At 64.5% G+C, this 23,985-nt stretch carries 30 protein-coding genes; 20 read left to right on the top strand and 10 right to left on the bottom strand.

Annotation, left to right across the window (positions count from 1 at the left end; translation table 11 throughout):
• The first annotated feature begins 1 nt into the window (after position 1).
• The 5 genes from glmS (at position 2) to VGU00_RS16600 (ending at position 4,696) form a co-directional block, all read left to right on the top strand.
• Positions 2-1,825, top strand: a complete 1,824-nt coding sequence (gene glmS, locus VGU00_RS16620; protein WP_327470500.1) for a glutamine--fructose-6-phosphate transaminase (isomerizing) — start codon at positions 2-4, stop codon at positions 1,823-1,825.
• Positions 1,826-1,828: 3 nt separating this feature from the next.
• Complete coding sequence (locus VGU00_RS16615) at positions 1,829-2,584, top strand: DUF4145 domain-containing protein (RefSeq protein ID WP_327470498.1); 756 nt, start codon at positions 1,829-1,831, stop codon at positions 2,582-2,584.
• Positions 2,581-2,994: an aldehyde-activating protein gene (locus tag VGU00_RS16610; protein WP_327470496.1), complete on the top strand. Its 414-nt coding sequence runs from the start codon at positions 2,581-2,583 to the stop codon at positions 2,992-2,994. Before VGU00_RS16615 ends, VGU00_RS16610 begins: the two co-directional genes overlap by 4 nt.
• Positions 2,995-2,998: 4 nt before the next feature.
• A complete protein-coding gene (locus tag VGU00_RS16605) occupies positions 2,999-3,661 on the top strand; it encodes an HAD family phosphatase (protein ID WP_327470494.1) in 663 nt (220 codons plus the stop codon).
• Between the two features lie 162 nt (positions 3,662-3,823).
• The gene (locus tag VGU00_RS16600) at positions 3,824-4,696 is read left to right on the top strand and encodes a dienelactone hydrolase family protein (protein WP_327470492.1); all 873 of its coding nucleotides are present in this window, start codon (positions 3,824-3,826) and stop codon (positions 4,694-4,696) included.
• A gap of 5 nt (positions 4,697-4,701) precedes the next feature.
• On the opposite strand, the gene VGU00_RS16595 is transcribed toward VGU00_RS16600, so the two are convergent.
• The gene (locus VGU00_RS16595) at positions 4,702-5,280 is read right to left on the bottom strand and encodes a hypothetical protein (protein WP_327470491.1); all 579 of its coding nucleotides are present in this window, start codon (positions 5,278-5,280) and stop codon (positions 4,702-4,704) included.
• Between the two features lie 15 nt (positions 5,281-5,295).
• Complete coding sequence (locus tag VGU00_RS16590) at positions 5,296-5,763, bottom strand: DUF411 domain-containing protein (RefSeq protein ID WP_327470489.1); 468 nt, start codon at positions 5,761-5,763, stop codon at positions 5,296-5,298.
• Positions 5,764-5,810: 47 nt separating this feature from the next.
• Between VGU00_RS16590 and VGU00_RS16585 the strand changes: the two genes are divergently transcribed.
• Positions 5,811-6,380 carry a hypothetical protein gene (locus VGU00_RS16585; RefSeq protein WP_327470488.1) on the top strand — a complete coding sequence of 190 codons (570 nt, stop codon included), beginning with the start codon at positions 5,811-5,813 and terminating at the stop codon, positions 6,378-6,380.
• On the opposite strand, the gene VGU00_RS16580 is transcribed toward VGU00_RS16585, so the two are convergent.
• Together VGU00_RS16580 and VGU00_RS16575 are read right to left on the bottom strand one after the other, a co-directional pair.
• Positions 6,365-7,381, bottom strand: a complete 1,017-nt coding sequence (locus tag VGU00_RS16580; protein WP_327470486.1) for an aldo/keto reductase — start codon at positions 7,379-7,381, stop codon at positions 6,365-6,367. The genes VGU00_RS16585 and VGU00_RS16580 overlap by 16 nt on opposite strands.
• Before the next feature lie 67 nt (positions 7,382-7,448).
• A complete protein-coding gene (locus VGU00_RS16575; RefSeq protein WP_327470484.1) occupies positions 7,449-8,093 on the bottom strand; it encodes a LysE family translocator in 645 nt (214 codons plus the stop codon).
• Between the two features lie 19 nt (positions 8,094-8,112).
• On the opposite strand from VGU00_RS16575, the gene VGU00_RS16570 reads away from it, so the two are divergent.
• Both VGU00_RS16570 and VGU00_RS16565 read left to right on the top strand, forming a co-directional pair.
• The gene (locus VGU00_RS16570) at positions 8,113-8,565 is read left to right on the top strand and encodes an Lrp/AsnC family transcriptional regulator (RefSeq protein WP_327470482.1); all 453 of its coding nucleotides are present in this window, start codon (positions 8,113-8,115) and stop codon (positions 8,563-8,565) included.
• A gap of 67 nt (positions 8,566-8,632) precedes the next feature.
• Positions 8,633-9,619 (top strand): LLM class flavin-dependent oxidoreductase, encoded by a 987-nt coding sequence (locus VGU00_RS16565; protein WP_327470480.1) that lies wholly within the window; start codon positions 8,633-8,635, stop codon positions 9,617-9,619.
• Here the strand turns inward: VGU00_RS16565 and VGU00_RS16560 are convergent.
• Together VGU00_RS16560 and VGU00_RS16555 are read right to left on the bottom strand one after the other, a co-directional pair.
• Entirely contained in the window at positions 9,616-10,539 is a 924-nt protein-coding gene (locus VGU00_RS16560) for a cation diffusion facilitator family transporter (RefSeq protein WP_327470478.1), read from the bottom strand. The genes VGU00_RS16565 and VGU00_RS16560 overlap by 4 nt on opposite strands.
• Positions 10,536-10,976 (bottom strand): hypothetical protein, encoded by a 441-nt coding sequence (locus VGU00_RS16555; RefSeq protein WP_327470476.1) that lies wholly within the window; start codon positions 10,974-10,976, stop codon positions 10,536-10,538. The genes VGU00_RS16560 and VGU00_RS16555 overlap by 4 nt, the downstream gene beginning before the upstream one ends.
• Before the next feature lie 144 nt (positions 10,977-11,120).
• Between VGU00_RS16555 and VGU00_RS16550 the strand changes: the two genes are divergently transcribed.
• From VGU00_RS16550 to queE, 6 genes are all read left to right on the top strand, one after another.
• Complete coding sequence (locus tag VGU00_RS16550; protein ID WP_327470475.1) at positions 11,121-12,308, top strand: aspartate aminotransferase family protein; 1,188 nt, start codon at positions 11,121-11,123, stop codon at positions 12,306-12,308.
• Positions 12,305-13,231 (top strand): ornithine carbamoyltransferase, encoded by a 927-nt coding sequence (gene argF / locus VGU00_RS16545; protein ID WP_327470538.1) that lies wholly within the window; start codon positions 12,305-12,307, stop codon positions 13,229-13,231. The genes VGU00_RS16550 and argF overlap by 4 nt, the downstream gene beginning before the upstream one ends.
• A gap of 10 nt (positions 13,232-13,241) precedes the next feature.
• Positions 13,242-14,159, top strand: a complete 918-nt coding sequence (locus VGU00_RS16540) for an Hsp33 family molecular chaperone HslO (protein ID WP_327470473.1) — start codon at positions 13,242-13,244, stop codon at positions 14,157-14,159.
• Between the two features lie 172 nt (positions 14,160-14,331).
• Positions 14,332-14,688: a hypothetical protein gene (locus VGU00_RS16535; RefSeq protein WP_327470471.1), complete on the top strand. Its 357-nt coding sequence runs from the start codon at positions 14,332-14,334 to the stop codon at positions 14,686-14,688.
• A gap of 185 nt (positions 14,689-14,873) precedes the next feature.
• Positions 14,874-15,557, top strand: coding sequence for a 7-cyano-7-deazaguanine synthase QueC (gene queC / locus VGU00_RS16530; protein WP_327470469.1), 684 nt, complete (start codon positions 14,874-14,876; stop codon positions 15,555-15,557).
• A 2-nt stretch (positions 15,558-15,559) separates the two neighbouring features.
• Positions 15,560-16,192 carry a 7-carboxy-7-deazaguanine synthase gene (queE, locus tag VGU00_RS16525; RefSeq protein ID WP_327470467.1) on the top strand — a complete coding sequence of 211 codons (633 nt, stop codon included), beginning with the start codon at positions 15,560-15,562 and terminating at the stop codon, positions 16,190-16,192.
• 8 nt (positions 16,193-16,200) lie between these two features.
• Here queE and VGU00_RS16520 read toward each other — a convergent pair whose 3' ends face one another.
• Positions 16,201-16,545 (bottom strand): hypothetical protein, encoded by a 345-nt coding sequence (locus VGU00_RS16520; RefSeq protein WP_327470465.1) that lies wholly within the window; start codon positions 16,543-16,545, stop codon positions 16,201-16,203.
• A gap of 9 nt (positions 16,546-16,554) precedes the next feature.
• Complete coding sequence (gene lipB, locus VGU00_RS16515) at positions 16,555-17,208, bottom strand: lipoyl(octanoyl) transferase LipB (RefSeq protein ID WP_327470463.1); 654 nt, start codon at positions 17,206-17,208, stop codon at positions 16,555-16,557.
• 132 nt (positions 17,209-17,340) lie between these two features.
• Here lipB and VGU00_RS16510 point away from each other — a divergent pair, with 132 nt between their 5' ends.
• Both VGU00_RS16510 and VGU00_RS16505 read left to right on the top strand, forming a co-directional pair.
• On the top strand, positions 17,341-18,087 hold the full coding sequence (locus VGU00_RS16510) for a hypothetical protein (protein WP_327470462.1): 747 nt from the start codon (positions 17,341-17,343) through the stop codon (positions 18,085-18,087).
• A 118-nt stretch (positions 18,088-18,205) separates the two neighbouring features.
• Entirely contained in the window at positions 18,206-19,087 is an 882-nt protein-coding gene (locus VGU00_RS16505; RefSeq protein ID WP_327470460.1) for a hypothetical protein, read from the top strand.
• A gap of 72 nt (positions 19,088-19,159) precedes the next feature.
• Here VGU00_RS16505 and hemF read toward each other — a convergent pair whose 3' ends face one another.
• Both hemF and VGU00_RS16495 read right to left on the bottom strand, forming a co-directional pair.
• Positions 19,160-20,020 carry an oxygen-dependent coproporphyrinogen oxidase gene (gene hemF, locus VGU00_RS16500; protein WP_327470458.1) on the bottom strand — a complete coding sequence of 287 codons (861 nt, stop codon included), beginning with the start codon at positions 20,018-20,020 and terminating at the stop codon, positions 19,160-19,162.
• Complete coding sequence (locus VGU00_RS16495) at positions 20,017-20,475, bottom strand: tRNA (cytidine(34)-2'-O)-methyltransferase (protein WP_327470456.1); 459 nt, start codon at positions 20,473-20,475, stop codon at positions 20,017-20,019. The genes hemF and VGU00_RS16495 overlap by 4 nt, the downstream gene beginning before the upstream one ends.
• A 224-nt stretch (positions 20,476-20,699) precedes the next feature.
• Between VGU00_RS16495 and petA the strand changes: the two genes are divergently transcribed.
• Genes petA through VGU00_RS16475 form a run of 4 tightly spaced genes read left to right on the top strand, consistent with a single transcriptional unit; the run spans position 20,700 to position 23,984 of the window.
• Complete coding sequence (gene petA, locus VGU00_RS16490; RefSeq protein WP_093511301.1) at positions 20,700-21,257, top strand: ubiquinol-cytochrome c reductase iron-sulfur subunit; 558 nt, start codon at positions 20,700-20,702, stop codon at positions 21,255-21,257.
• A 13-nt stretch (positions 21,258-21,270) separates the two neighbouring features.
• On the top strand, positions 21,271-22,557 hold the full coding sequence (locus VGU00_RS16485; protein WP_058803595.1) for a cytochrome b: 1,287 nt from the start codon (positions 21,271-21,273) through the stop codon (positions 22,555-22,557).
• A gap of 31 nt (positions 22,558-22,588) precedes the next feature.
• The gene (locus tag VGU00_RS16480) at positions 22,589-23,401 is read left to right on the top strand and encodes a cytochrome c1 (protein ID WP_327470453.1); all 813 of its coding nucleotides are present in this window, start codon (positions 22,589-22,591) and stop codon (positions 23,399-23,401) included.
• 28 nt (positions 23,402-23,429) lie between these two features.
• Complete coding sequence (locus VGU00_RS16475; RefSeq protein ID WP_327470451.1) at positions 23,430-23,984, top strand: adenine phosphoribosyltransferase; 555 nt, start codon at positions 23,430-23,432, stop codon at positions 23,982-23,984.
• Position 23,985 lies beyond the last annotated feature (1 nt).

Raw genomic sequence — 23,985 nt, 5'->3', positions numbered from 1 at the left:
CATGTGCGGAATTATCGGAATCATCGGCAAGGACCAGGTGGCAGACCGCCTCGTCGACGGGCTGAAGCGCATGGAATATCGTGGCTATGACTCGGCGGGCGTGTGCACGGTCGAGGGCAGCCAGCTGATCCGCCGTCGCGCCGAGGGCAAGCTCGGCAACCTCGTCAAGGAACTCGCCGGCAACCCGGCGCCCGGTACCGTCGGCATCGCGCACACGCGCTGGGCGACGCATGGCGCGCCGACGACGAGCAATGCGCACCCGCATGCGACGGGCGAAGTCGCGCTGGTCCACAACGGCATCATCGAGAATTTCAAGCCGCTGCGCGAGGCGCTGCAGGCGCGCGGTCGGACGTTCGAAAGCGAGACCGATACCGAAGTCGTCGCGCATCTCGTCAGCGAACAGGTCGAAGCGGGCAAGTCGCCGGCGGAAGCGGTCCAGGCAGTGCTGCCGCAACTTCGCGGCGCCTTCGCGCTCGCCATCGCCTTCCGCCAGCATCCCGATCTCCTGATCGGCGCACGCCTCGGTTCGCCGCTCGTCGTCGGTTATGGCGAGGGCGAGACCTATCTGGGCTCGGACGCGCTGGCGCTCGCGCCGCTGACGCAGAAGATCGCCTATCTCGACGAGGGCGACTGGGTCGTCATCACCAAGGACGGCGCACAGATCTACGACGCCGAAAATAATCCCGTGACGCGCGAGATCACGACGTCGGGTGTCACCGCCGCGGCGGTCGAGAAGGGCAATTACCGCCACTTCATGCAAAAGGAGATTTTCGAGCAGCCGACCGTGGTCGCGCAGACGCTCTCCTCCTATATCCGCCCGCTCGAACAGACGGTCGCGCTGCCGCAGATGGACTTCGACCTCTCGAAGATCGACCGCATCACCATCGTCGCGTGCGGCACCAGCTTCTACGCCGGCATGGTCGCCAAATATTGGTTCGAAACCTTCGCGCGCGTTCCGGTCGATATCGATGTCGCGTCGGAGTTCCGCTACCGCGACCCGGTGCTCCAGCCGGGCGGGCTTGCGCTCTTCATCTCGCAATCGGGCGAGACCGCCGACACGCTCGCGGCGCTCCGCCATTGCAAGGCGAGCGGCCAGACGATCGCGGTCGTCGTCAATGTGCCGACCAGCAGCATGGCGCGCGAGGCCGACTTGCTGCTCCCGACGCATGCGGGCCCCGAAATCGGCGTCGCCTCGACCAAGGCCTTTACCTGCCAGCTCGCGGTGCTCGCTGCGCTCGCCGCGCATCTCGCGCTCAAAAAGGGCAAGCTCAGCGCCGCCGAAGAGCATGAGATCGTCAAACATCTGATCGAAGCGCCCGCCGCGCTCAACGCCGCGCTCGCGCACGACGAGCAAATCTCGAAGATGGCGCATCTCGTCGCCCCGGCGCGCGATGTCCTCTACCTCGGCCGCGGCCCCGACTATCCGCTCGCCTTGGAAGGCGCGCTCAAGCTCAAGGAAATCTCGTACATCCACGCCGAAGGCTATGCCTCGGGCGAGATGAAGCACGGCCCGATCGCGCTGATCGACGAAGCGGTGCCGGTGATCGTCCTCGCGCCCAGCGGCCCGCTGTTCGAAAAGACCGTCAGCAACATGCAGGAAGTGATGGCGCGCGGCGGCAAGGTCGTGCTGATTTCGGACGCCGAGGGCCTCGCCGAAGCCGGCGACGGCTGCATGGCGACGATCGAAATGCCCAAGGTTCATCCGCTGATCGCGCCTTTGGTCTATGCAGTTCCGGTGCAATTGCTGGCGTATCATGTGGCGGTTGCGAAGGGCACCGACGTCGACCAGCCGCGCAATCTCGCGAAATCGGTTACGGTAGAGTAGGTTATGAACGAAAAGCCTGAATTCAGCGCGAAGAAGGCGGGGTGCTCGTCTTGTGGCGGTAGCCGCAACTGCGACGTCTTAGGTCATTTTGAGCAACGGGGAGGAGATGATTTCCTCAGTTGGATCACAGATTGGTATCTGCTGAGGTGTCGGGGGTGCGAACATACTTTCGTACAGACGGTCGGCACCAACTCCGAAGATTATCATGACTATTATGATGAGGAAGGCGAGCACGTTACCCATCATACCGAAACTATCGGATACTGGCCTGCGCTTTCGAAGCGTCAGCAGCCCGACTGGTTAGGCCTGATATCCGTTAAGGGTGCCGATGAATCTATTCTGATGAGCGCCTTGGCAGAGCTTTACACGGCACTGAATAACGACCTGTTTATGCTCGCCGGTATCGGGATTCGTACTTCCTTTGACGCAGCGTCCGAATTGTTGGGCATCGATCCTGAGATAACTTTTCGAGAGAAGTTGAATGCCCTCGTTGATGGTGGGCACATCGGGAAATTGGACTTGGCACGGCTAGAAGCATTAGTCGACGCAGGTAGTGCCTCGGCTCATAGGGGGTGGAAGCCGAACGCCGAAGACCTCGACACCATGATGGAACTGCTTGAACATTTTTTGCACGAGGCGTTTGTGACGCCGGAAAAGAGGCGACGCCTTGACGCGAAGGCCGCGGCGGTAAAAGGAAAGGTCCCAGTACGAAAGAAGGCGCAGAAGACGAAAGCTTCGGCGCCGCTAGCAAAGAAATGAGCTGGAACACTACCTGCCATTGCGGCGCCGTCTCGGTGCGGCTCGCCAAGGCACCCGTAGAAGTCGCGGAGTGCAATTGCTCGCTTTGCTTCTCACACGGCATCCTCTGGAGCTATATGTCGCCGCGCGATGTCGTGATCGAAGGTGCGACGCGGACCTACAACCGCGCTGACCGCGAGAACCCCAATTCGGACCTGCATTTCTGTCCCACCTGCGGCTGTTCGACGCATTGGTCGGCGACCGCGGGGCTGATCGAACGCATGGGCGGCGAAGTCGACCTGATGGGCGTCAACATGCGTCTCTTTGCACCGGAGCAGCTCAGCGGGCTGAAGCTCGGCTTTCCCGACGGGCGCAGCTGGTCAGGCGAGGGGCCGTGGGCCTATGCGCGCGACGCCGGGGTCATGCCCTAGGGTCATGTCCTACGCCGCCATCATCTTCGACTTCGACGGCGTCGTGGCCGACAGCGAGGTGCGCGCCAACCTGTCGCTGTCGGAAAGCCTGACCGCGGCGGGCATGCCGACGACCTATGAAGAGAGCCTGCGCGACTATTACGGCCACAATTGGCAGGAAACGCAGCGGCGGATCGAGGCGCGCTTCGGGCGTCCGCTTCCCGCCGATTTTCGCGAGACGCACCGCACCCGCGCGCGGGCGCGTTTCATGGAAGGTTTCGACGCGGTTCCGGGCGTCGCCGATTTCCTGGGCGCGCTCGGCGCCACGCCGCGCGCGATCGCCTCGTCGAGCCGCGCCGAATATATCGACTGGGCGCTCGGCCTGTTCGGGCTGCGCCACCATTTCGGCGATCATATCTATAGCGCCGACGGCTGGGACCGCGGCAAACCCCATCCCGATATCTATCTGGCGGCCGCCAAGGGGCTCGGCGTCGATCCGGCGCAGTGTCTCGCGATCGAGGATTCGCCGACCGGCGCGCGGGCGGCGATCGCGGCGGGGATGACCGTGATCGGCTTCTGCGGTGCCGGGCATATCGTCGACCGCGCCGCGCACGGCGCGATGCTGCGCGAGGTCGGCGTGCATCATGTGGCGCTGAGCTTCGACGAGGTGGCTGCCCCGATCCTCTAACGAAAGGGGGAAGGACGCAAGCCGTTCAAAAACCGCTGTCCTATAAAGCAAGGCTCGACTAGCCTTGCCTCCGGTTCGCCCGATCACGGGACGAGATATGGAATCGCGAGTGAAGTTGCGCAGTTTTTCGCGCCTTTTCAAATCCCCCCAAGGAGAGACAGCATGTGCACCGAAAACACCGAAGCCGATCTCGACCGGGCCGGAATGCCCGTCGCGCGTCGCAGCTTTACCGCGCTCGCCGGTGCCGGGGCGCTGATGGCGGCTCTGCCCGCGCGCGCGATGGCGGGCAAGCCGGTGAAGGGCCGCGACGTCACGATCACCACTGCCGACGGCACCTGCGATGCCTATTTCGTCGCGCCCGCCGAGGGCAAGCATCCCGCCGTGCTCGTGTGGCCCGACATCCGCGGGCTGCGTCCCGCCTTTCGCCAGATGGCCGATCGGCTCGCGGGCGAGGGCTATGCGGTGCTGACCGTGAACCCCTTTTACCGCTGGCAGAAATCGCCCGTCGTCGACGCGGCGAACGACTGGAGCAACGAGGCGGTCCGGCAGAAGCTGTTCGGCTACCTCAAGCAACTCACCCGGCCGATCGTCGAAACCGACGCGAGGGCGCATCTCGCTTTCCTCGATGCGCAGAAGGAGGTCGATACCAAGCGCCGCATCGGCACCACCGGCTATTGCATGGGCGGTGCGATGACGATCTACACTGCGGCGCTGAACCCCAACCGCGTCGGCGCGGCGGCAAGCTTCCACGGCGGCGGCGTCGCGACCGACAAGCCCGACAGCCCGCATTTGCTGATCGACGACACCAATGCCGGCTATCTCTTCGCGATCGCCGATAACGACGACAAGGAAACCCCGAACGAAAAGGTCTTGCTGGCCGAGGCGCTCAAACCGCGCCCCCAGTGGCATGAGGTCGAGGTCTATGCCGGCGCGATGCACGGCTGGTGCCCGCCCGACGGCCGCGCCTATAATGAGGCGGCAGCCGAAAAGGCGTGGGGCCGGATGCTCGAGCTGTTCAAGGCCGAACTCGCCTGATCGCGCTAGTGCGGCAGGGCCGCGAGCAGCGCCCTGCCGCGCGGCGACAGGCGATAGCCGGTTTCAAGGCTTTCGGTGAGGCCAAGCTCCTTGAGCTTGCGGATATTCTGTTTGAGCCGCATCTTTTCGGCACCGATCGCCTGCGCGATAACGGCCGCGGCTTCGCCCTCGTTCGCTGCGATCCGGTCGAGCACGGCGCGGGTCCATGCGCCGTCGACGCCCTTGTCGAACCGCTCGAGCCGCACCGCGAGCGCCGCAATCTCGGCCGCGGAAAGGTCGCCCGTCTCGCGCAGCGCGATCCGCGGGTCGGCGCCGGCAAAGCGAACAGCGATACGGTAGATGTCGCCCTTGGTGCGTTCATTCAGTTCGGCCAGCAACTCCGCGCGGCTGGCAAAACCGGCGGCGCGTGCATCGGCCTCCGAAATATCGGCGACGGCGCAGGGGCCGACCTCCTCGATCGCCAGTTCGCCGATCGCGGTGCGCAGCCGCCCGCCCGCCTTCACCGTCGGCCGCGGCCAGCGCCGGAAAGCGAGCCTGATCTCGCCGGTCCGAATTCTGTCGAGAATGGCGGTACGGAACAGCATCGAACCGCCGCTGCCTTAGTGCGCGTGCGCGCCGCCGCTTGCGGCATAGCTCGCATAGACGCGCTGGCCGCCGGGGCCGAAGGTCATGACCTTATAGGCCTCGCGGTGGTCGCCATGCTCCATGCCGGGCGATCCCATCGGCATGCCGGCGACGGCGAGGCCCTTCACGCCCTTGGGCTTTTCGCGAAGCAGGCGGGCAATGTCCTTTGCGGGCACATGCCCCTCGATCACATAGCCGCCGACGAGCACGGTGTGGCAGCTGCGCAGCGCCTGCGGCACACCCTGCTTGTCCTTGACCGCGGCCATGTCCTTCGAATTGACGATGGTCGCCTTCTGCCCGAACGAGGCCTTCACCTGTTCGAGCCATTTGAGGCAGCAGCCGCATCCCGCGTCGCGGAACATCACGGGGTTCGCGGCATGCGCGGTGCCGATGATGGCGGAGAAAGCGGCGAAGGCGAAAAACGCGCGGCGGGCAGGAATCATCGCAAATCCTTTTGGTGGAACGGAATAGGAAGCTACAGGCGGGGCCCATGAAAGTCCATTTCATCCGCTCGGGCGAACGCCGCTATTCGATGCGCATCGAGCGCACAGGCCTGCCGGTATTGGTGATGGACCCCGCGCCCGGCTTCGATCCCGACCTGCCGCACGATATGGTGCATTTCGTCGTCGAAGCGGCGCTGGGGCTCAAGACCGGCGTGTTCGGCCAGATCGCGGCGGGCGGCGACGCGGGCTCCTTCCATGTCGAGGCGGGCGGCGCCTTGTCGGCGAAAGACCGTCAGCGCGCGGCGCGCAAGCAGGTAGCGAAGGGCGCGAAGCTGATCAAAAGCCAGGGCAGGGAGGGCGAACTGTCCGAGCTCGCCGCCTTCCTGTTCGACATCGGCTGGCGCAGCAGCACGCGCCCCGACAGCGCGGCACAACGCGCGGCGTTGGGCGAGGCCGAGCGCACCCGCGCTTCGCTCAGCGTCGACGAACGCGCGCGGATCGACGCCGCGCAATCGCGGGTATTCGGCGACTTCGAAAGGCTGTCGAAGGCATGGCGCGCACTGCCCGTCGGCGGCGCGCTGATTCTCGAATGGCCGTCGGCTCACCCCATCGGGTAGAGGATGTCCTTGCTGACCTTGTGCAGCGCCTTCATCACCTCGTCGGACAGCACCAGCTCCGCCGCGTCGAGGATCGGCTGGACCTGATCATAGGCGCTCACCCCGACAATCGTCGAGGCGACGAAGTCATGCTGCTTCGACCAGGCGGTCGCCATCGTCACCGGATGCAGCCCCGCCTCCTCGGCGATCTTGAGATAGCGTTCGGTCGCGGCGAGGCTCTTTTCGTTGACGAAGCGGCGGCCCATCGCCGCCTGCCGCCCTTCCATCTGGAGGTAGCGCGAGAAACGCGCGCCCTCGGGGGTCGCGCCGCCCTGATATTTGCCCGACAGCACCCCGCCCGCCAGCGGCGAATAGGGGATCAGGCTGACGCCTTCCTGCCGGCACACCTGCGCCAGCTCATCCTCGAAACGACGGTTGTTGAGGCTGAAATTATTCTGGACCGTGTGATAGCGCGCGCCGCCCAGTTTTTCCGACGCGGCAAGCGACTTCATCAGCCCCCAGCTCGTTTCGTTCGAGCAGCCGAGGATGCGGACCTTGCCGACGCGGACGAGTTCGTCGAGCGCGTCCATCATCTCGTCATAGGGCGCGTCATGATCGGGCCAGTGCGTCTGGTAGAGATCGATATAGTCGGTCTGCAGCCGCGTCAGGCTGTCGTCGACGGCCTGCATGATATTCTTGCGGTCGAGCGCGGTCATTCCATTCCGGCACGGCGACTTGAACCAGACATGGCTCGGCCCCGATACCTTGGTCGCCATGATGATCGCGTCGCGCGGCTTGGTCTTCATCCAGCGCCCGACGATTTCCTCGGTGCGCCCGACCCATTTGACATCGGGCGGCACCGGATAACCCTCGGCGGTGTCGTAAAAACTTATCCCTTCGTCGAAGCAGCGGTCGAGGATGCGGAACGCCTCGGCTTCGTCGGTCTGGCTGCCGAAGGTCATCGTCCCCATGCAGATGTCCGACACATGGATGGCGCTTTTTCCGAGGCGACGGCTCTGCATGCTCTGTTCTCCGGTCAGACGAGGGGAGCGCCGTCCATAGGTTGCGGGATGCAACCTTGCAATCGGATCAGACGAGCAGCGCCAGCGATCCGACGAGCAGCGCCGCCATCGTCCAGTTGAACGCCTTCAGTCGCGCCGGGCTCGACAGCCAGCTGCGCATCACCTGGCCCATCACCGCCCACAGGCTGGTCGAGGGCAGGTTGATGATGCCGAAGATCGCGGCAACGAGCAGCACCGCGCCGAGATTGCGATCGGGCGCGTAAAGCGCGATCGCGGTCAGCGCCATCGACCACGCCTTGGGATTGACCCACTGGAACAGGACCGCCTGAAAAAAGGTCATCGGCTTGGCGCGTGCGCCGGTCGCCGTGTCGGGCGCGGCGGCATTCGCGATCTTCCACGCAAGCCACAGCAGATAGACGACGCTCACCACCTTGAGTACGATGTTGAGCACGGGGAACAGGTCGAACAAGCCCATCAGCCCGACGCCGACGAGGACGATCATCAGCGTGAAGCCAATGCCGACCCCGAGCGCGTGCGGCACGGTGCGGCGCAGGCCGAAATTGGCGCCCGACGCCATCAACATCATATTGTTCGGTCCCGGCGTGATCGACGAGACGAGCGCGAAGGCGGAGAGCGCGGCGAGGGTGGTCTGGTTCATGCGCGCAACATAATGCGTTTCGATGCGCGACGGATTGCAAAGATACGTAGTCATCGGATAGATTGTGCAATCCATGATCAAGATTGACGCCATTGGCCGCAAGATATTGCAGGAATTGTCGCGCGACGGGCGAATCTCGAACCTCGAACTCGCCGACCGCGTCGGGCTGTCGCCGTCGGCGTGCCTGCGCCGCGTGCAGGAACTCGAACGTTGCGGGGTGATCAAGGGCTATCGCGCCGTGATCGACCCCGCGAAGCTCGGGCTGACATTCGTCGCTTATGTGACGATCGGCCTCTCATCGCACACGAAGAAGTCGCAGAATGATTTCGAAGCGGCGATGGCGCTCGCGCCCGAGGTGCGCGAATGCCACAATATCACCGGCACGATCGAATATCTGCTTCGCGTCGAGACCGAGGATCTCGCCTCGTACAAGCATTTCCACACCGAGGTGCTGGGCGTGCTGCCGCAGGTGCATTCGATCACCACCTATGTGCTGATGGACTCGCCGAAGGACGAGCGCGCATAGTTTTTCTTCGCGCCGCTCGCGAACCGCTGCGCTTGAACCGCTGGCGCGGCGACCGCATATCGGTTTCATGACGAAACTCTCTTTCCTCGACCTCGTGCCCGTCACCGATACCGGCACGATCGCGCAGTCGCTCGCCAACGCCGCCGATCTCGCCCGCCACGCCGAGGCGCTTGGCTATGAACGCTATTGGGTCGCCGAACATCATGGCATGGCGGGGATCGCGAGCGCCGCGACCTCGGTCGTGCTCGCACATATCGGGCAGGCGACGTCGACGATCCGCATTGGCGCGGGCGGCATCATGCTGCCGAACCATGCGCCGATGGTGATCGCCGAGCAGTTCGGCACATTGGAGGCTTTGTTCCCCGGCCGCGTCGATTTGGGGCTTGGCCGCGCGCCCGGTTCGGACGGGGTCGTCGCGCGCGCGCTCCGCCGCAACCTTGCGAGCGACGAGCGGCAATTCCCGCAGGATGTCGTCGAATTGCAGGCGTTCCTTGCCGGCGACGACCGCCTCGGAATTCGTGCGGTGCCGGGCGAGGGCACGAACGTCCCGCTGTGGATCTTGGGGTCGAGCCTGTTCGGGGCGCAACTCGCGGCGATGCTCGGGCTGCCCTATGCTTTCGCCAGCCATTTCGCCCCCGATGCGCTCGACGAGGCGCTCGATATCTACCGCCGCCAGTTCAAGCCGTCGGAGCAATTGTCCGAACCCTACGCCGCCGCGGCGTTCAACGTCTTCGCGGCCGATACGCGCGAGGAAGCCGAACTGCTCGCCTCGTCGCAGCAACAAGCCTTTGTCGCGCTGCGCACGGGCAACCCCGGCAAGATGAAGCCGCCGCTTGCCGGCTACAAGGACAGCCTTCCCCCCAATGCGCGTGCGATCCTCGACCATGTGCTGCAATGCTCGGCGGTCGGCACGGTCGACGACGTCGCGGCGGGTCTCAAGGCGTTCCAGGCGCGCACCGGCGTCGACGAGATCATTGTCGCCTCGTCGATGTACGACCATGATGCGCGCAAGCACTCGGTCGCGCTCGCCATGGAGGCGGCCAAGGCGCTTTAGCGGCTGGCGTCCACTGGCTCGGGACGGAAGCTCAGGCTGGCAAGGCGCCAGGCGCGATCGTCGCCCATCAGATCCGCCGCCGTCGGAATGTCCGCCGGCGGCGGGCAATCGACCTCGGCAGCGATATAGCGCCCTGTTTCGCGCAGCCTGACGTCAACCTTGCCAAAGCGGGCTTTCAGGGTAGCTATCAGTTGCTTGGCATCGTCGGACAATTCGTTGGAATCGAGCGCGCGTGGCGTGCCGTCGAGCAGCTCGGCCACCGCCTGTTCGAGCGCGCCGACCGCATCCTTGATGATCGACAGCGAGATGAAGAGCGCGGCCGTTGCGTCGGCCCACCACCAGCCGAGGCCGATCCCGACAATTCCCGCAATGCCCGCAAGACCCGTCTGCCAGTCGGCCTTTTGCATCAGGGCATCGGTATGCAGCACCTTGTCCTTGATACGCTCGGCGACCGGCTGCTTCATCCGCCCGAGGATGATCGGCGGAACGACCGAATAGGCGAGCGCGGCGAGCATCAGCCAGCCAAGCCAGATCGTCTCGCCGAACAGGGTGATTCCGCCGACGGTGGGATGCTCCTGCCGGATCAGCGTCGTGACGCTTTCATAGGCAAGGAAACCGCCGACCGAGAGCAGCGCGGTCGCGGCGACGAGGAAGGCGAGGCTGTTCGCGCGGCGATAGCCGAACGGGAAGCGGGCGTTCGGACGCCGCCGCTCCCAGCGGACCGAGAGCAGGAAGACGATCGCCGGGACCAGACTCAGCAGGTCCTCGACTACCGCCGCCTTCATCGCCTGGCTCGCCCCCATCACGAGCCACATGACGAGGACGACGCTCGCCATCCAGCCGAGCGTCCAATATTCGAGCCGCTCGCCGCGGCGGACATCGGCAGCGATCGCGCGCGGGATGCCGCTATGCAGGCTCATTCGGCCATTGCCGCAACGGCGCGATCGGTCGCGAGGATCAGGGCGTTCTCGCCATTCCGCCGCGCGATGCGCAGGACAGGCAGCTTGCTATCTTCGGGCTCGGGGCGTCCGACCGCCTTCGACAGCGAAATATCGGCGATCCATGGCGACGTCTTGGCGAAATGGCCGACGAGTACATCGACCTTGCCCTCCTCCAGCCAGTGCGGCGCATGTTCGCCATGAACCCGCACGATCGTCAGTCGCGCGCCATGCTGCCCGGCATACTCGCGAAGCAGCGCCAGCGCGGGGGCGGCATCGGGCGTGCCGGGGGAGACGGCCACGCGCATCCTACCGTCGCGAGCGATCCGCTCGCTGGTTCCGGACGCGTCGCGCGGAAGCGCGTCGCATCCGCCAAACATGAGCAGGAGCAGCAGCGGGGCGAGGGCGCGGTGCATCATGCGGGCGAACGCGGCGCGCCGGTCATGGTTGCACCATGGTGCCCCGTGTTGACGCGGCTCGGACTGCGGCAGTATAGGGGCGGTCCGACCAAGGGCGGCCCGATTTGGGGTCGCCTTTTTACTTTTGACTGAAAGGTGCTTGCCATGACGATCACGCCGCTGATGCCCGTTTATCCCCGGTGCGGTGTGCGTCCGGTTCGCGGCGAGGGCGCCTATCTGATCGGCGAGCGAGGCGAGCGCTATCTCGACTTCGCGAGCGGTATCGCGGTCAACCTGCTCGGCCACGGCCACCCGCACCTGACGAAGGCGATCCAGGAACAGGCCGCGACGCTGATCCACGTGTCGAACCTCTATGGCAGCCCGCAGGGTGAAGCCTATGCGGCGCGGCTCGTCGAACATACGTTCGCCGACACGGTGTTCCTCACCAACTCGGGCGCCGAGGCGGTCGAATGTTCGATCAAGACGGCGCGTGCCTATCATTCGAGCGCGGGCAACGCCGAAAAGCACACGCTGATCACCTTCAACAACGCCTTCCACGGCCGCACGCTCGGCACGATTTCGGCGACCAACCAGGAAAAGCTGCGCAAGGGGTTCGACCCGCTGCTTCCCGGCTTCACCTACGCGCCGTTCGACGACATCAATGCCGCGCTCGATCTGGTCGATGACAATACGGCGGGTTTCCTCGTCGAACCGATTCAGGGCGAGGGTGGTATCCGCCCCGCGTCGCAGCCCTTTCTGCAGGCGCTGCGCGACATCTGCGACAAGCGCGACCTGATGCTCGTGTTCGACGAAGTCCAGTGCGGCGTCGCGCGCACCGGTCACCTCTATGCCTATGAGCATTTCGGCGTGACCCCCGACATCATGGCGAGCGCGAAGGGCATCGGTGGCGGCTTCCCGATGGGGGCGTGCCTTGCGACCGAAAAGGCTGCGCGCGGCATGGTGATCGGCACGCATGGTTCGACCTATGGCGGCAACCCGCTCGCTTGCGCGGCGGGGCAGGCGGTGCTCGACGTCGTGCTCGAAGACGGCTTTCTTGAGTCGGTCAAGGCGACCGGCGAGCGCCTGCGCGGCGCGCTCGAACAGCTGATCCCGAACCACGACCAGCTGTTCGACAGCGTGCGCGGCGTCGGGCTGATGCTCGGCCTCAAGCTCAATTCGGACAGCCGTGCCTTCGTCGCGCACCTGCGCGACAATCACGGGCTGCTGACCGTCGCGGCGGGCGAGAATGTCGTCCGCGTGCTGCCGCCGCTCAACATCGACGACAGCCATATCGCCGAGTTCATCGAGAAGCTTTCGGCAGGCGCGGCGAGCTACACGCCGCCCGAAGTCTGATGCGGAACTTCCTGAACCTGTCCGACGCGGGTGGGGACGCGGTCGCCGCGATGCTCGCCGACGCGATCGATCGCAAGGCGGCCCGCGCCGGCTGGCCGAAGGGCAAGGTCGATGCCGACGCGCCGCTCGCGGGCCATGTGCTCGCGATGGTGTTCGAGAAGAACTCGACGCGCACGCGCGCCTCGTTCGATGTCGCGATCCGCCAGCTTGGCGGGACGCCGATGATCATGGACGCGGGCGTGACGCAGCTCGGGCGCGGCGAAACGATCGCCGACACCGCGCGCGTGCTGTCGCGCTATGCCGATGCGATCATGATCCGGACCGACGACCATGCGAAGGTCGAGGAGCTCGCCGAATATGCGAGCGTCCCCGTCATCAACGGCCTCACCGACCTGTCGCATCCGTGCCAGATCGTCGCCGACCTGCTGACCGTGGTCGAAAGCGGCAAGGCGTTGCCGGGGCTCGAACTGGCTTGGCTCGGCGACGGCAACAATGTGCTCGGCTCGTTGATCGAAGCGGCAGGGCTGTTCGGCTTCAATGTCCGTGCGGGCGTACCGCAGGGCTATGAACCCGACGCGGGTTTCGTCGAGGCGGCGCGCGCGCAGGGCGCCCGCATCGACATCGTCCGCGACGCGCGCGAGGCTGTCGCCGGCGCGGATCTGGTCGTCACCGACACCTGGGTGTCGATGGGGCAGGACCATGCGCACAACAAAGTCGCGGCGATGGCACCCTATCAAGTCGACGAGCGGCTGATGACGGGCGCCAAGGGGGACGCGATCTTCCTGCACTGCCTGCCCGCACATCGCGGCGAAGAGGTCGTCGATGCCGTGATGGACGGTCCGCAGTCGCGCGTGTGGGACGAGGCCGAAAATCGCGTCCATGCGCAGAAATCGATCCTGCTCTGGGCGTTCGGAAAATTGTGAGTTCGAAGACGTGAGCGAAATTATCGAAACCTGGTTCGACCAGCCGCTGCTGTTCACCATCGCCGAGCGCCATGTCCGCGGGCGGCTGGTGCGATTGGGGCCGACGCTCCAGACGATCATCGGCGCGCATAATTATCCGCCGGTGGCCGAAAAGCTACTTGCCGAGGCGCTGGTGCTCACCGTCCTGCTCGGCTCGACGCTGAAGGACGAAAATGGCCAGATGACGCTGCAGGCGCAGACCGGCGGCGGCCCGGTCGAGCTGCTTGTCTGCGACTATCGCGGCGGTGAACTGCGCGGCTATCTCAAATTTGATGCCGAACGGCTGGCCGAAGTCGGCGCCGATCCGACCTTGTTCGCGCTGTTCGGCGAAGGTTTCCTTGCGATCACCTTCGACCAGGCGACGACCGGCGAGCGCTACCAGGGCATCGTCCCGCTCGAAGGCGCCTCGATCGGAGAGGCGGCCGAACATTATTTCGAACAGTCGGAGCAGATTTCGAGCCTGATCAAACTCGCCGCGCGGCACGATCCCGAGGCAGGCTGCCTTGCGGGCGGGCTGCTGCTCCAGCATCTGCCCGAAGGCGAAGTCGGCCGCGACCGGTTGCACGTCCGCCACGACAATCCCGAATGGGAACACGCCAAAACGATCGCGACGACTTTGAAGGACGAAGAACTCACCGATCCGGCGACATCGCTCGAAACGCTTGCATGGCGGTTGTTCCATGAGGATGAGGTTCGCGTCGAGCCGGGCGTTATCGTGTCGCGCGGTTGCCGTTGCAGCACGGGCTATTTCGCCGGGGTGCTGGCGCAGTTCCCCGAAAGCGAACGCGCCGAGATGGCCGACGAGACGGGCAATATCGTTGTCGATTGCGCCTTTTGCTCGCGCGTCTTTCCGATCCCGCTGGGCGATATATCGACGCAAAATCCGTAAGGTGCGCGCGTCGAACCGACGCAATTCGGCGCCCATCGGTTGAAATTTTGCCGCTGGCTTGCTACCTCACTGTAACGGGGTCGCAAAATCAGCCCGCACGCGGGCGGCCAATGGATAGGTGGAAATGGCGATCTTCTCTCCCTTCTTGCGATGGCCTCTGGCGGCGTGCGCCTTGGCCGGCGCGACCGCGGTGCCCGCACAGGCACCGACGCTGGCGATGCTCGATCGGCTCGAAAAGGGAAGCTGGCAGCTGCGCGAGCGCGGCCAGAGCGCCATCCTGCAAACGATCTGCGTCGGTGACGCGCGGCGGATGATCCAGATCTATCACCCGCGCGCGACCTGCTCGCGCTATATCATCGAGGATACGCCGGGTTCGGTAACCGTCCATTATACCTGCCCCGGCGCGGGACATGGCCGCACCAGCATCCGTAGCGAGACGAACCGGCTCGTCCAGATCGACACGCAGGGGATCGCCGACGGCAAGCCTTTCTCGCAGGCGATCGAGGCGCGCCGCGCCGGGGCCTGCTGAATTTCGGCAGCCGCTAACGGCTTGTTAACCATATCGGGCTAGTCCGGGGCACGACATACTGTTGTGTGTCTTCTCCCTAACGGCTTTCATGCCGAACTGGGCCGTGGGACAGGCGTCGCGCGGCCCGTTTCTTTTGATGCGGCGCAGCCCTTGCACGCCTCGCGGCACGGGCCTATCTGGCGCCGATGCAGCAAGTTTCCGGAAAAACGGTGATCGTCCTCCTGTCGGGCGGGCTCGACTCGATGGTCTGTGCGGGCCTCGCGCGCGAAGCGGGCGCGCGCGTCGTCGCGCTGACGGTCGACTATAACCAGCGCCATCGCGTCGAACTCGAATCCGCCGCTCGGATCGCCGCCTATGTCGGCGCCGCCGAGCATATCGTGCTGCCGCTCGACCTGCGCCGCTTCGGCGGGTCGGCGCTGACGGCCGATATCGATGTGCCGAAGGATGGCGTCGGCAGTGACATTCCCGTCACCTATGTCCCCGCACGCAACCTCATCTTCCTGTCGCTGACGCTCGGGCTTGCAGAGGCGCGGCAGGCGCAGGACATCGTGATCGGCGTCAACGCGCTCGATTATTCGGGCTATCCCGATTGCCGCCCCGAATTCATCCAGGGCTTCGAAAAGCTTGCCGCGCTGGCGACGCGCGACGGCGATCAGGGCGTCGCGTTCCGCATCCACGCCCCGCTCCAGCATATGACCAAGGCCGATATCGCGGCCGAGGCAGCGCGGCTCGGCATGGACGCGGGCATGAGCTGGTCGTGCTACGACCCGACCCCCGAGGGGCTGCACTGCGGCGCGTGCGACAGCTGCCGTTTGCGGAGCAAGGGCTTCGCCGACGCAGGACTCGCCGATCCGACGCGCTACGCCTGACCATGGTCTACGCCGTCAAAGAGATTTTCCTTACGCTGCAAGGTGAGGGGGCGCAGGCGGGGCGCCGCGCGGTCTTTTGCCGTTTCGCCGGGTGCAACCTGTGGACCGGGCGCGAGCAGGATCGCGCGAAAGCGATCTGCCAGTTTTGCGATACCGATTTCGTCGGCACCGACGGGACGCTCGGCGGCAAATATAAGAGCGCGGCGGCGCTTGCCGACATCATCGCCGAAAGCTGGGGCGAGGGTGCCGAAGACCGCTATGTCGTGCTCACCGGCGGCGAGCCGATGCTGCAGGTCGATGCGGCGCTGATCGACGCGCTGCACGAACGCGGCTTCACCATCGCGATCGAAAGCAACGGGACGCTCCCGATTCCGCGCAGCATCGACTGGATCTGCGTCAGCCCGAAAGCGGGCAGCGAACTGGCCCAGACGAGCGGCGACGAACTCAAGCTCGTCTGGCCGCAGCCGGGTAGCGACGTCGAACGGCTCGCCGCGCTCGATTTCGGCCATCTGCTCGTCCAGCCGCTCGACGATCCGAACGCCGCCGCCAATGTTCAGGCGTGCATCGATCTGGTGATGGCCGACCCGCGCTGGCGCCTGTCATTGCAAACGCACAAGAATCTCGGTTTGCGCTGAGGCGCTGATTATTCGGCCTTTTTGGTCGGCGTATCGGCGCTGAGCGACTTCTTCGCCTCGGGCGCGGGAACGGCATCGGGATTCGCCGTTTCATCGCCTGATTCTGCCGCATTCTCTTCGGCGCTGTCCTCGCTCGATTTGGCGGCGTTCTTCTTCGTGCCGTCGTCGGGTACGCTGTTGTCGACCGCCGTCCCGTCGACGCTCGCATCGTCGAGGATGATCATCGAATCGCTGACCGTCCCTGGCTGGACTTCGACTGCGTCGAGCTTGGTGGTCGATTTTCCCGCAGGATCGCTGCCGCCACAGGCTGCAAGCGAACAGAGGGCGAGCGAGGCAAGGGCGATCCGGATCATGCGCCGTTCCTAATCGCTCGGCCGAAGCTTGTCGAGAAAGGCGGGGAGCGTATCGGCAAGGGCGGTGTCGACCTCGGCGAACGATGTCGCCCGGCACAGCGCGGCGAGGCTCGTGACCGGATATTCGGCGATGCCGCACGGGACGATGCCGCCGAAATGTGCAAGGTCGGGCGAGACATTCAGCGAAAAGCCGTGCATCGTCACCCAGCGCTTCACCCGCACGCCGATCGCGCCGATCTTCGCCTCGCGGCCATGTTCGTCATCGGTCCAGATGCCGATACGGCCGTCGGCGCGCCGCGCCTCGACACCGAGCAGCGCCAGCGCGTCGATCACCCAGCCTTCGAGCGCCGAGACATAAGCGCGCACGTCGCGCCCGCGCTTCGTGAGGTCGAGCTGGACATAGCCGACCCGCTGGCCGGGGCCATGATAGGTATAGCGCCCACCGCGCCCCGCATCATAAACCGGGAATTGCGGATTCAACAGCTCGGCGGGATCGGCGCTCGTCCCGGCTGTATAGAGCGGCGGATGCTCGAGCAGCCAGATGCGCTCGGCACCTTCGCCGGCGTGGATGGCGGCGGCACGCTGCTCCATGTCCGCAAGCGCTTCGGAATAGTCGGTCAGGCCGGACGCGATCGTCCATTCGGGCTGGAGCAGCTTCTGCATTTCGCCGGCTATCTGGCCCGCCGCGCGGCGCGGCGCAAGGGGGTGACGGACGATTGGCGACGGGGCTGGACATCGGCGCCGAAGATCGTCACGTTCACGCCGACAGGGAAATGAAAAAATGACGGGGTATCAATGGTAAAATTCGACATGGGCGCGGCGTGGGACGATACCCTCCTGCTGCTGAAATCGCACAGCGCGCTGATCGGGGCGATTGCGGGCGTGTTCTTCTTCCTCCCGGCGCTGGCCTTTGCGTGGTTCGGGCCGATTCCGATCGAGCCGCCCGCGGGCGCCAGCTTCGAACAGGTGCTGGCGACCTTTCGCGAGAGTTTCCGGCAAATGCTTCCGGGGCAGCTGGTCGTCGCGCTCTCGACGATGATCGGTTCGGTGGCGATCCTGCGGCTCTGGCTGTCGCGCAGCGGCGTCAGCGTGGGCGAGGCGCTGACTTTTGGGCTCATGCTGTTCCCGACGATGATCGCGACGCAGATCCTGTCAGGAATCGGCGTGGGCATCGGCATCATCCTGCTGATCATCCCCGGCCTCTATCTGGTCGGACGCCTCGCGCTCGTGGCGCCGGCGATCGCCGATCGAGCGATCTACAATCCGATCGAAGCGATCCGCACGAGCTGGGACCTCACGCGCAACAATGGTTGGGCGGTATTCTTTTTCCTTTTTCTCGTCTCGCTGGTCATCGTGATTGCGGCGCTGATCATCGGCGGGGTTGTGTCGGTGGTCGCCGGCACCGAGGCAGGCGCAGGCCGGATGGCGGGCGGGCTGGTCGAAGCCGCATTCGGTGCGATCGGCAGCCTGTTCTCGATCGCGGTTTCCGCCGCCGCCTATCGCCAGCTGGCGCTGCGCGGCGGGTCCGATATATTCCAATGATAAAGGGTCGCCGAAGACAAGAATAACATGTCGCACAAGGAGGGGACGACCGATCCGGATTCTCCCCGCCTTGAATGAAACTTGGGAGAGACTGGTTCATAGAAGCAGGGGAAGTGACATGACAAAAATGACTATCGGGGCGGCCTTTTCGGAAACCTTCGCGTTTCTGAAGGCCAATTGGATGCAGATGCTGATATGGGTGGGCGGTGCGCTGGTCGTCGTGGGCCTGCTCGGCTTCCTGTTCCTTGGTTCGACCTTCTCGGCGATGGCGATGGCGCCGAATGACCCGTCGCTGGTGATGGGCGCGTTCGGCAAGATTTTCCTGTTCGCGCTGATCGCGGCGGTGGTCTTCTACGGTGTTTCGATGTTGATCTGGCGCGGAGGCATGCATCCCGGCGAAGCGCCCAATTTTGCCTGGGCGTTCCAGGCGGGGCCGGCGCTGGCCTTCGGCATGTTTGTGGTGATGATCGCGGCCTATATCGTTATTTTCATCGTCATGTTCATCCTGACGCTGATCTTCGGCGCGGCACTGGGCGGCATGAGCGCATTCTCGCCGGGCGCGCTGGAATCGGGAGGAGCGGGCGCCATCGGCGGCGGTGCGATCTTCATGATGATCATCCTTTACATCGCCCTGCTCGTGTTCATGCTTTGGGTGCAGGGCCGTTTCATGGTGGCGGGGCCGGTGATGGCCGACCGCCTTACGCGGAATCCGGTAACGGGATTCAGCGAATCATGGCGGCTGACGGGCCCGTCGCAATGGGTGATCGTGGGCTTCTATCTGCTCTTCACGATCGCGATCTTCGTCTATGCGCTGATCGCGGGGATGATCTTCGGCGGCATTCTGGGTGCGGTCCTGGGCGGTTCGGTCGTCGGCGCGATCCTGACGATGATCGTGATGGCGGCGGTCGTCTATCTGCCGATCATCATGATTTCCTTCTCGATGCCGGTGGGCGTCTATCGCGCGATCGCACCTCGGGCGACGAGCGACGTTTTCGCCTGACCGATGGCGATGTGAAAGAAGGGCGCTCCGCGATGCGGGCGCCCTTTTTTTGTCAGCCGTGCCGGTGGAGCTTCAGCTCCATTTCGCCAGCGGCGGCAGGCTCATCAGGATCGCATCGATATTGCCGCCGGTCTTGAGCCCGAACAGAGTGCCGCGGTCATAGACGAGGTTGAATTCGGCGTAGCGGCCGCGCCAGATCAACTGTTCGTCGCGCTCGGCTTCGGTGAAGGGCAGGCCCATGCGTCGCCGCACGATCTGCGGGAAAATGTCGAGAAAAGCTTCGCCGACCGCCTGCGTCAGCTGGAAATTGCGGTCGAATTCGGCGTCGTCGCCACATTCGAGATGGTCGTAGAAGATACCGCCGACCCCGCGATGCACGCCGCGATGCGGGATGTAGAAATAATCCTCGGCCCATTTGGCGTAACGTTCGTAGACGTCGGGACCGAAGGGCGTGCAGGCGGCGCGAAATCGCGCATGAAAAGCGTTGGTGTCTTCCTGGTAGGGAATCGGCGGGTTGAGGTCGGCGCCGCCGCCGAACCACCGCTTCGTCGTCGCGAGGAATCGCGTGTTCATATGCACCGCGGGAACATGCGGGTTCGCCATATGCGCGACGAGGCTGATTCCCGTCGCAAAAAAACTCGGGTCCTCGCCGGCGCCGTGAATCGACGCGGCAAAGTCCGGGGCGAACTGGCCGCCGACGGTCGAAACATTGACTCCGACCTTTTCGAACACCTTGCCCGTCATCACACCGCGTACGCCGCCGCCGCCTTCGCCGGGGGCGATGCCGTCGGCCTCGCGGTCCCACGGCGTATAGGCAAAGCGCGCGTCGCTGCCCGCTTCGGCTTCGATCTTTTCGAATTCCGCGCAGATCCGGTCGCGGAGCGATTCAAACCAGGTGCGCGCGATTTGTTGTTGCGGGTCGAGCGAAATCATGCCGGAAAGCCTTTCGTTTGCCTGAGCGCTTCGGCGAGCGCGATGCCAGCCGCGACCGCGACATTCAAGGATCGAAAGCCTTCGCGCATCGGAATCGCGACGCGCGCCGCCGCGGCGTCATGGACATGCGGCGGTACGCCGGAGGATTCGGCGCCGAGCAGCAGGATGTCGCCGGATGCAAAAGCAAAGGCGGGCAGGGGCGTTGCGCCCGCCGTCGTCATCAGTACGAGGCGTCGTCCCGCATCGGCGCTCCATTGGAGGAAGTCGTTCCAGCTGGCGTGGCGGCGTACATTCACCCTTGTCGCATAGTCCATTCCGGCGCGTTTCAGGGCGCCGTCGGAAAAGGGAAAGCCGCATGGTTCGATGATATGTGCGGGCACGCCGAAACAGGCTGCGGTGCGCAAGGTCGTGCCGACATTACCCGCGATATCCGGCTTAAACAGGGCGATTTCCATGAATGGCCCTTAGCTGTGGCGGCCTCTGGAATCGAGAGGCTTTGACGCGGCCGCCCGGTACGGCGCGTTATGCGGAAATTGCCTGTTGGCAAGCCCGGACAGTGCGGCTATCAGGCCCGCAATTCCCGGAGGGGCCGCCGGGTTGTGCGCTTTCGTGCGCGTGCAACAGGGGCGGCCATAACCTTCGAGAACTTTTGTTAGTTCACCCATGCAAGGGCAGTCGAATGGCCAGTGAATCTGAACTCAACGCCGGTATCGAGGATGGCGTACGCCGCCGGGATTTCATCAATATTGCGGCGGTGAGTTTCGCTGGTGTCGGCGCGGTCGCCGTGGTGCTGCCGCTGCTCAACCAGATGAACCCGTCGGCTGACGTGCTCGCGCTGTCGACCACCGAAATCGACATTTCGGCGATCCAGCCGGGGCAGGCGATCAAGACCAGCTGGCGCAAGCAGCCGGTGTTCGTGCGCAACCTCGTCGCCAAGGAAATCGCCGAAGCCAAGGCCGTCCCGATGGGCGACCTGCGCGATCCCGAAACGATCGACCAGCGCACCAAGCCCGGCAAGGAAAACTGGCTGATCACCCTCGGCGTGTGCACCCACCTCGGCTGCGTGCCGCTCGGTGCCGCCGAAGGCGAGAACAAGGGCGATTTCGGCGGTTATTTCTGCCCGTGCCACGGTTCGCACTACGACACCGCGGCGCGCATCCGTAAGGGCCCGGCACCCAAGAATCTGGTTGTGCCGCCCTATGAATTCACCAGCGACACCGTCGTGACGATCGGCTGAGGAGCGAGATAAAATGAGCTTTCCCTGGGCCAAGCCCTATGAACCTCAGCATCCGTTGATGAAATGGATGGACGAGAAGCTGCCGATTCCGCGCCTCGTCTATAATGCCACGGGCCCGGGCTATCCGGTGCCGCGCAACCTCAACTATTTCTGGAACTTCGGCGTCCTCGCCGGCGCCGCGCTGATGATCCAGATCATCACCGGTATCGTTCTCGCGATGCACTATGCCGCGAACGCCGGCGTCGCGTTCAACTCGGTCGAGCATATCATGCGCGACGTGAACGCCGGCTGGTTCATCCGCTACGCGCACATGAACGGTGCGAGCATGTTCTTCATCGTGGTCTATCTGCACATCTTCCGCGGCCTTTATTACGGTTCGTACAAGGCGCCGCGCGAGATGGTGTGGCTGCTCGGCGTCGTGATCTTCCTCCTCATGATGGCGACCGCCTTCATGGGCTATGTGCTGCCGTGGGGCCAGATGAGCTTCTGGGGCGCGCAGGTGATCACCGGCTTCTTCTCGGCGATACCCGTCGTCGGCGAACCGGTGCGCGAATGGCTGCTCGGCGGCTTCGTCCCCGACAATGCCACGCTCAACCGCTTCTTCTCGCTGCACTATCTGCTGCCGTTCGTGATCCTGGGTGTCATCATCCTGCACATCTGGGCGCTGCACATCCCGGGTTCGTCGAACCCGACGGGCATCGAGGTGAAGGACGAACAGGACACCGTCCCGTTCCACCCCTATTACACCGCGAAGGACGGTTTCGGCGTCGGCGTCTTCCTGCTGATCTTCGTCGCGCTGACCTTCTTCAGCCCGAACACGCTCGGCCATGCGGACAATTATATCCCGGCGAACTCGCTTTCGACCCCGGCGCATATCGTTCCCGAATGGTACTTCCTGCCCTTCTACGCGATCCTGAAGGCCTTCACCTTCAACTTCCTGTGGATCGACGCGAAGCTGTGGGGCGTCATCGCGATGTTCGCATCGATCGCGCTGCTGTTCTTCCTGCCCTGGCTCGACAGCTCGCCGATCAAGTCGTCGAACTATCGTCCGCTATATCGGATCTTCTTCTGGATCCTCGTCGCCGACGTGCTCCTGCTGGGTTGGTGCGGCATGCAGCCGGCCGAACAGCCGTGGGTGATCCTCAGCCAGCTGGGCGCGATCTATTATTTCGCTCACTTCCTGGTGATCCTGCCGATCGTGTCGCGGATCGAACGCCCGCTTCCGATGCCGAATTCGATCACCGAAGCGGTCCTCGCCAAACACGCCACCGACGCATCGTCGGCTTCGGCAACGGCCTGAGCGCCGGACTTTAATAGGAGCTGATACAGCCATGGTTCGTCCGCTCGGTTTTCTCGTCGGTCTCGGTTTCATTACCGCGCTGGTGCTCGCGATCTTCACGACGCCGCTCAAGAATGAACCCAATGTCGCGCACGAGTTTCACAAGCATCCCAAGCATCTGAAGCTGGCCAGCGACGGCATTTTGCTGCCGCACTGGGACCAGGCGCAGTTGCAGCGCGGCATGCAGGTGTACAAGGAAGTCTGCTCGGCCTGCCACAGCCTGCATCATGTCGCGTTCCGCGACATTGCGGACCTCGGCTATACCGAAGGCCAGATCAAGACCTTTGCCAAGGGCTTCCAGGTTCCGTCGATCAACCCCGACACGGGTGAGCCGGCGACGCGCGACGGCCTGCCGTCGGATTATTTCCCGTCGCCCTATGCGAATGAAACGGCTGCCCGCGCCGCGAACAACAACGCGCTGCCGCCCGATCTTTCGCTGATCACCAAGGCGCGCGAAGGCGGCAAGGACTATGTCTATTCGCTGCTTACCGGCTTCCAGAATCCGCCGAAGAACCTGCCGGCCGAGCTGAAGCCGGGTACGGGGCTCCACTACAACCCCTATTTCGCGAACCTCAACCTCGCGATGGCGCCGCCGCTGACCGAGGGGCAGGTCACCTATGCCGACGGCACCAAGGCTACTGTCGACCAGATGTCGAAGGACGTCACCGCGTTCCTCGTCTGGACCGCCGAACCGAAGCTGATCAAGCGCATCCAGGTCGGTTATGCGGTGTTCGCATTCCTGCTGATCTTCACCGTGCTGACCTATTTGTCGTACCGGAACATCTGGGCCGACAAGAAGCATTGAGAAACGAGGGAGGGGCGATTGTGACGACATGATCGCCCTTCCGCCTCGGCCGGATCTCGACCTTGCGTCGCTGGTCCGCACCATCCCGGATTTTCCCAAGCCGGGCATCCAGTTCCGCGATATCACCACGCTGATCGGCGACGCCGCCGGCTTTGCCGAAAGCGTCCGCCGGTTGAGCGCGCGCGCGGCCGTGTATCGTCCCGATTTCATCGTCGCGGTCGAGGCGCGCGGCTTCCTGTTCGGTGCTGCGATGGCGACGGCGATGGGGCTCGGCGTCGTCCCCGTGCGCAAGGCCGGCAAGTTGCCGGGCGTGACCATCGGTGTCGATTATGAGCTGGAGTATGGCGCCGACCGGCTCGAACTCCATGAAGGCGCGGTCTTGCCCGGGCATCGCGTGGTGCTCGTCGACGACCTGCTCGCGACCGGCGGCACCATCCTTGCTACGGCGAACCTGATGCGGAGCGCCGGGGCAGAGGTCGCCGCGGCGCTGTTCGTCATCGACCTGCCCGACCTTGGCGGATCGAAGCGGTTGAAGGCCGCGGGCCTCGATTGCGAAATGCTGATCGCTTTCGACGGCGACTAGG

The organism is Sphingopyxis sp. (assembly GCF_035944815.1).
Taxonomy (GTDB): Bacteria; Pseudomonadota; Alphaproteobacteria; order Sphingomonadales; family Sphingomonadaceae; genus Sphingopyxis.
This window is presented reverse-complemented; position numbering and strand designations above follow the sequence as displayed.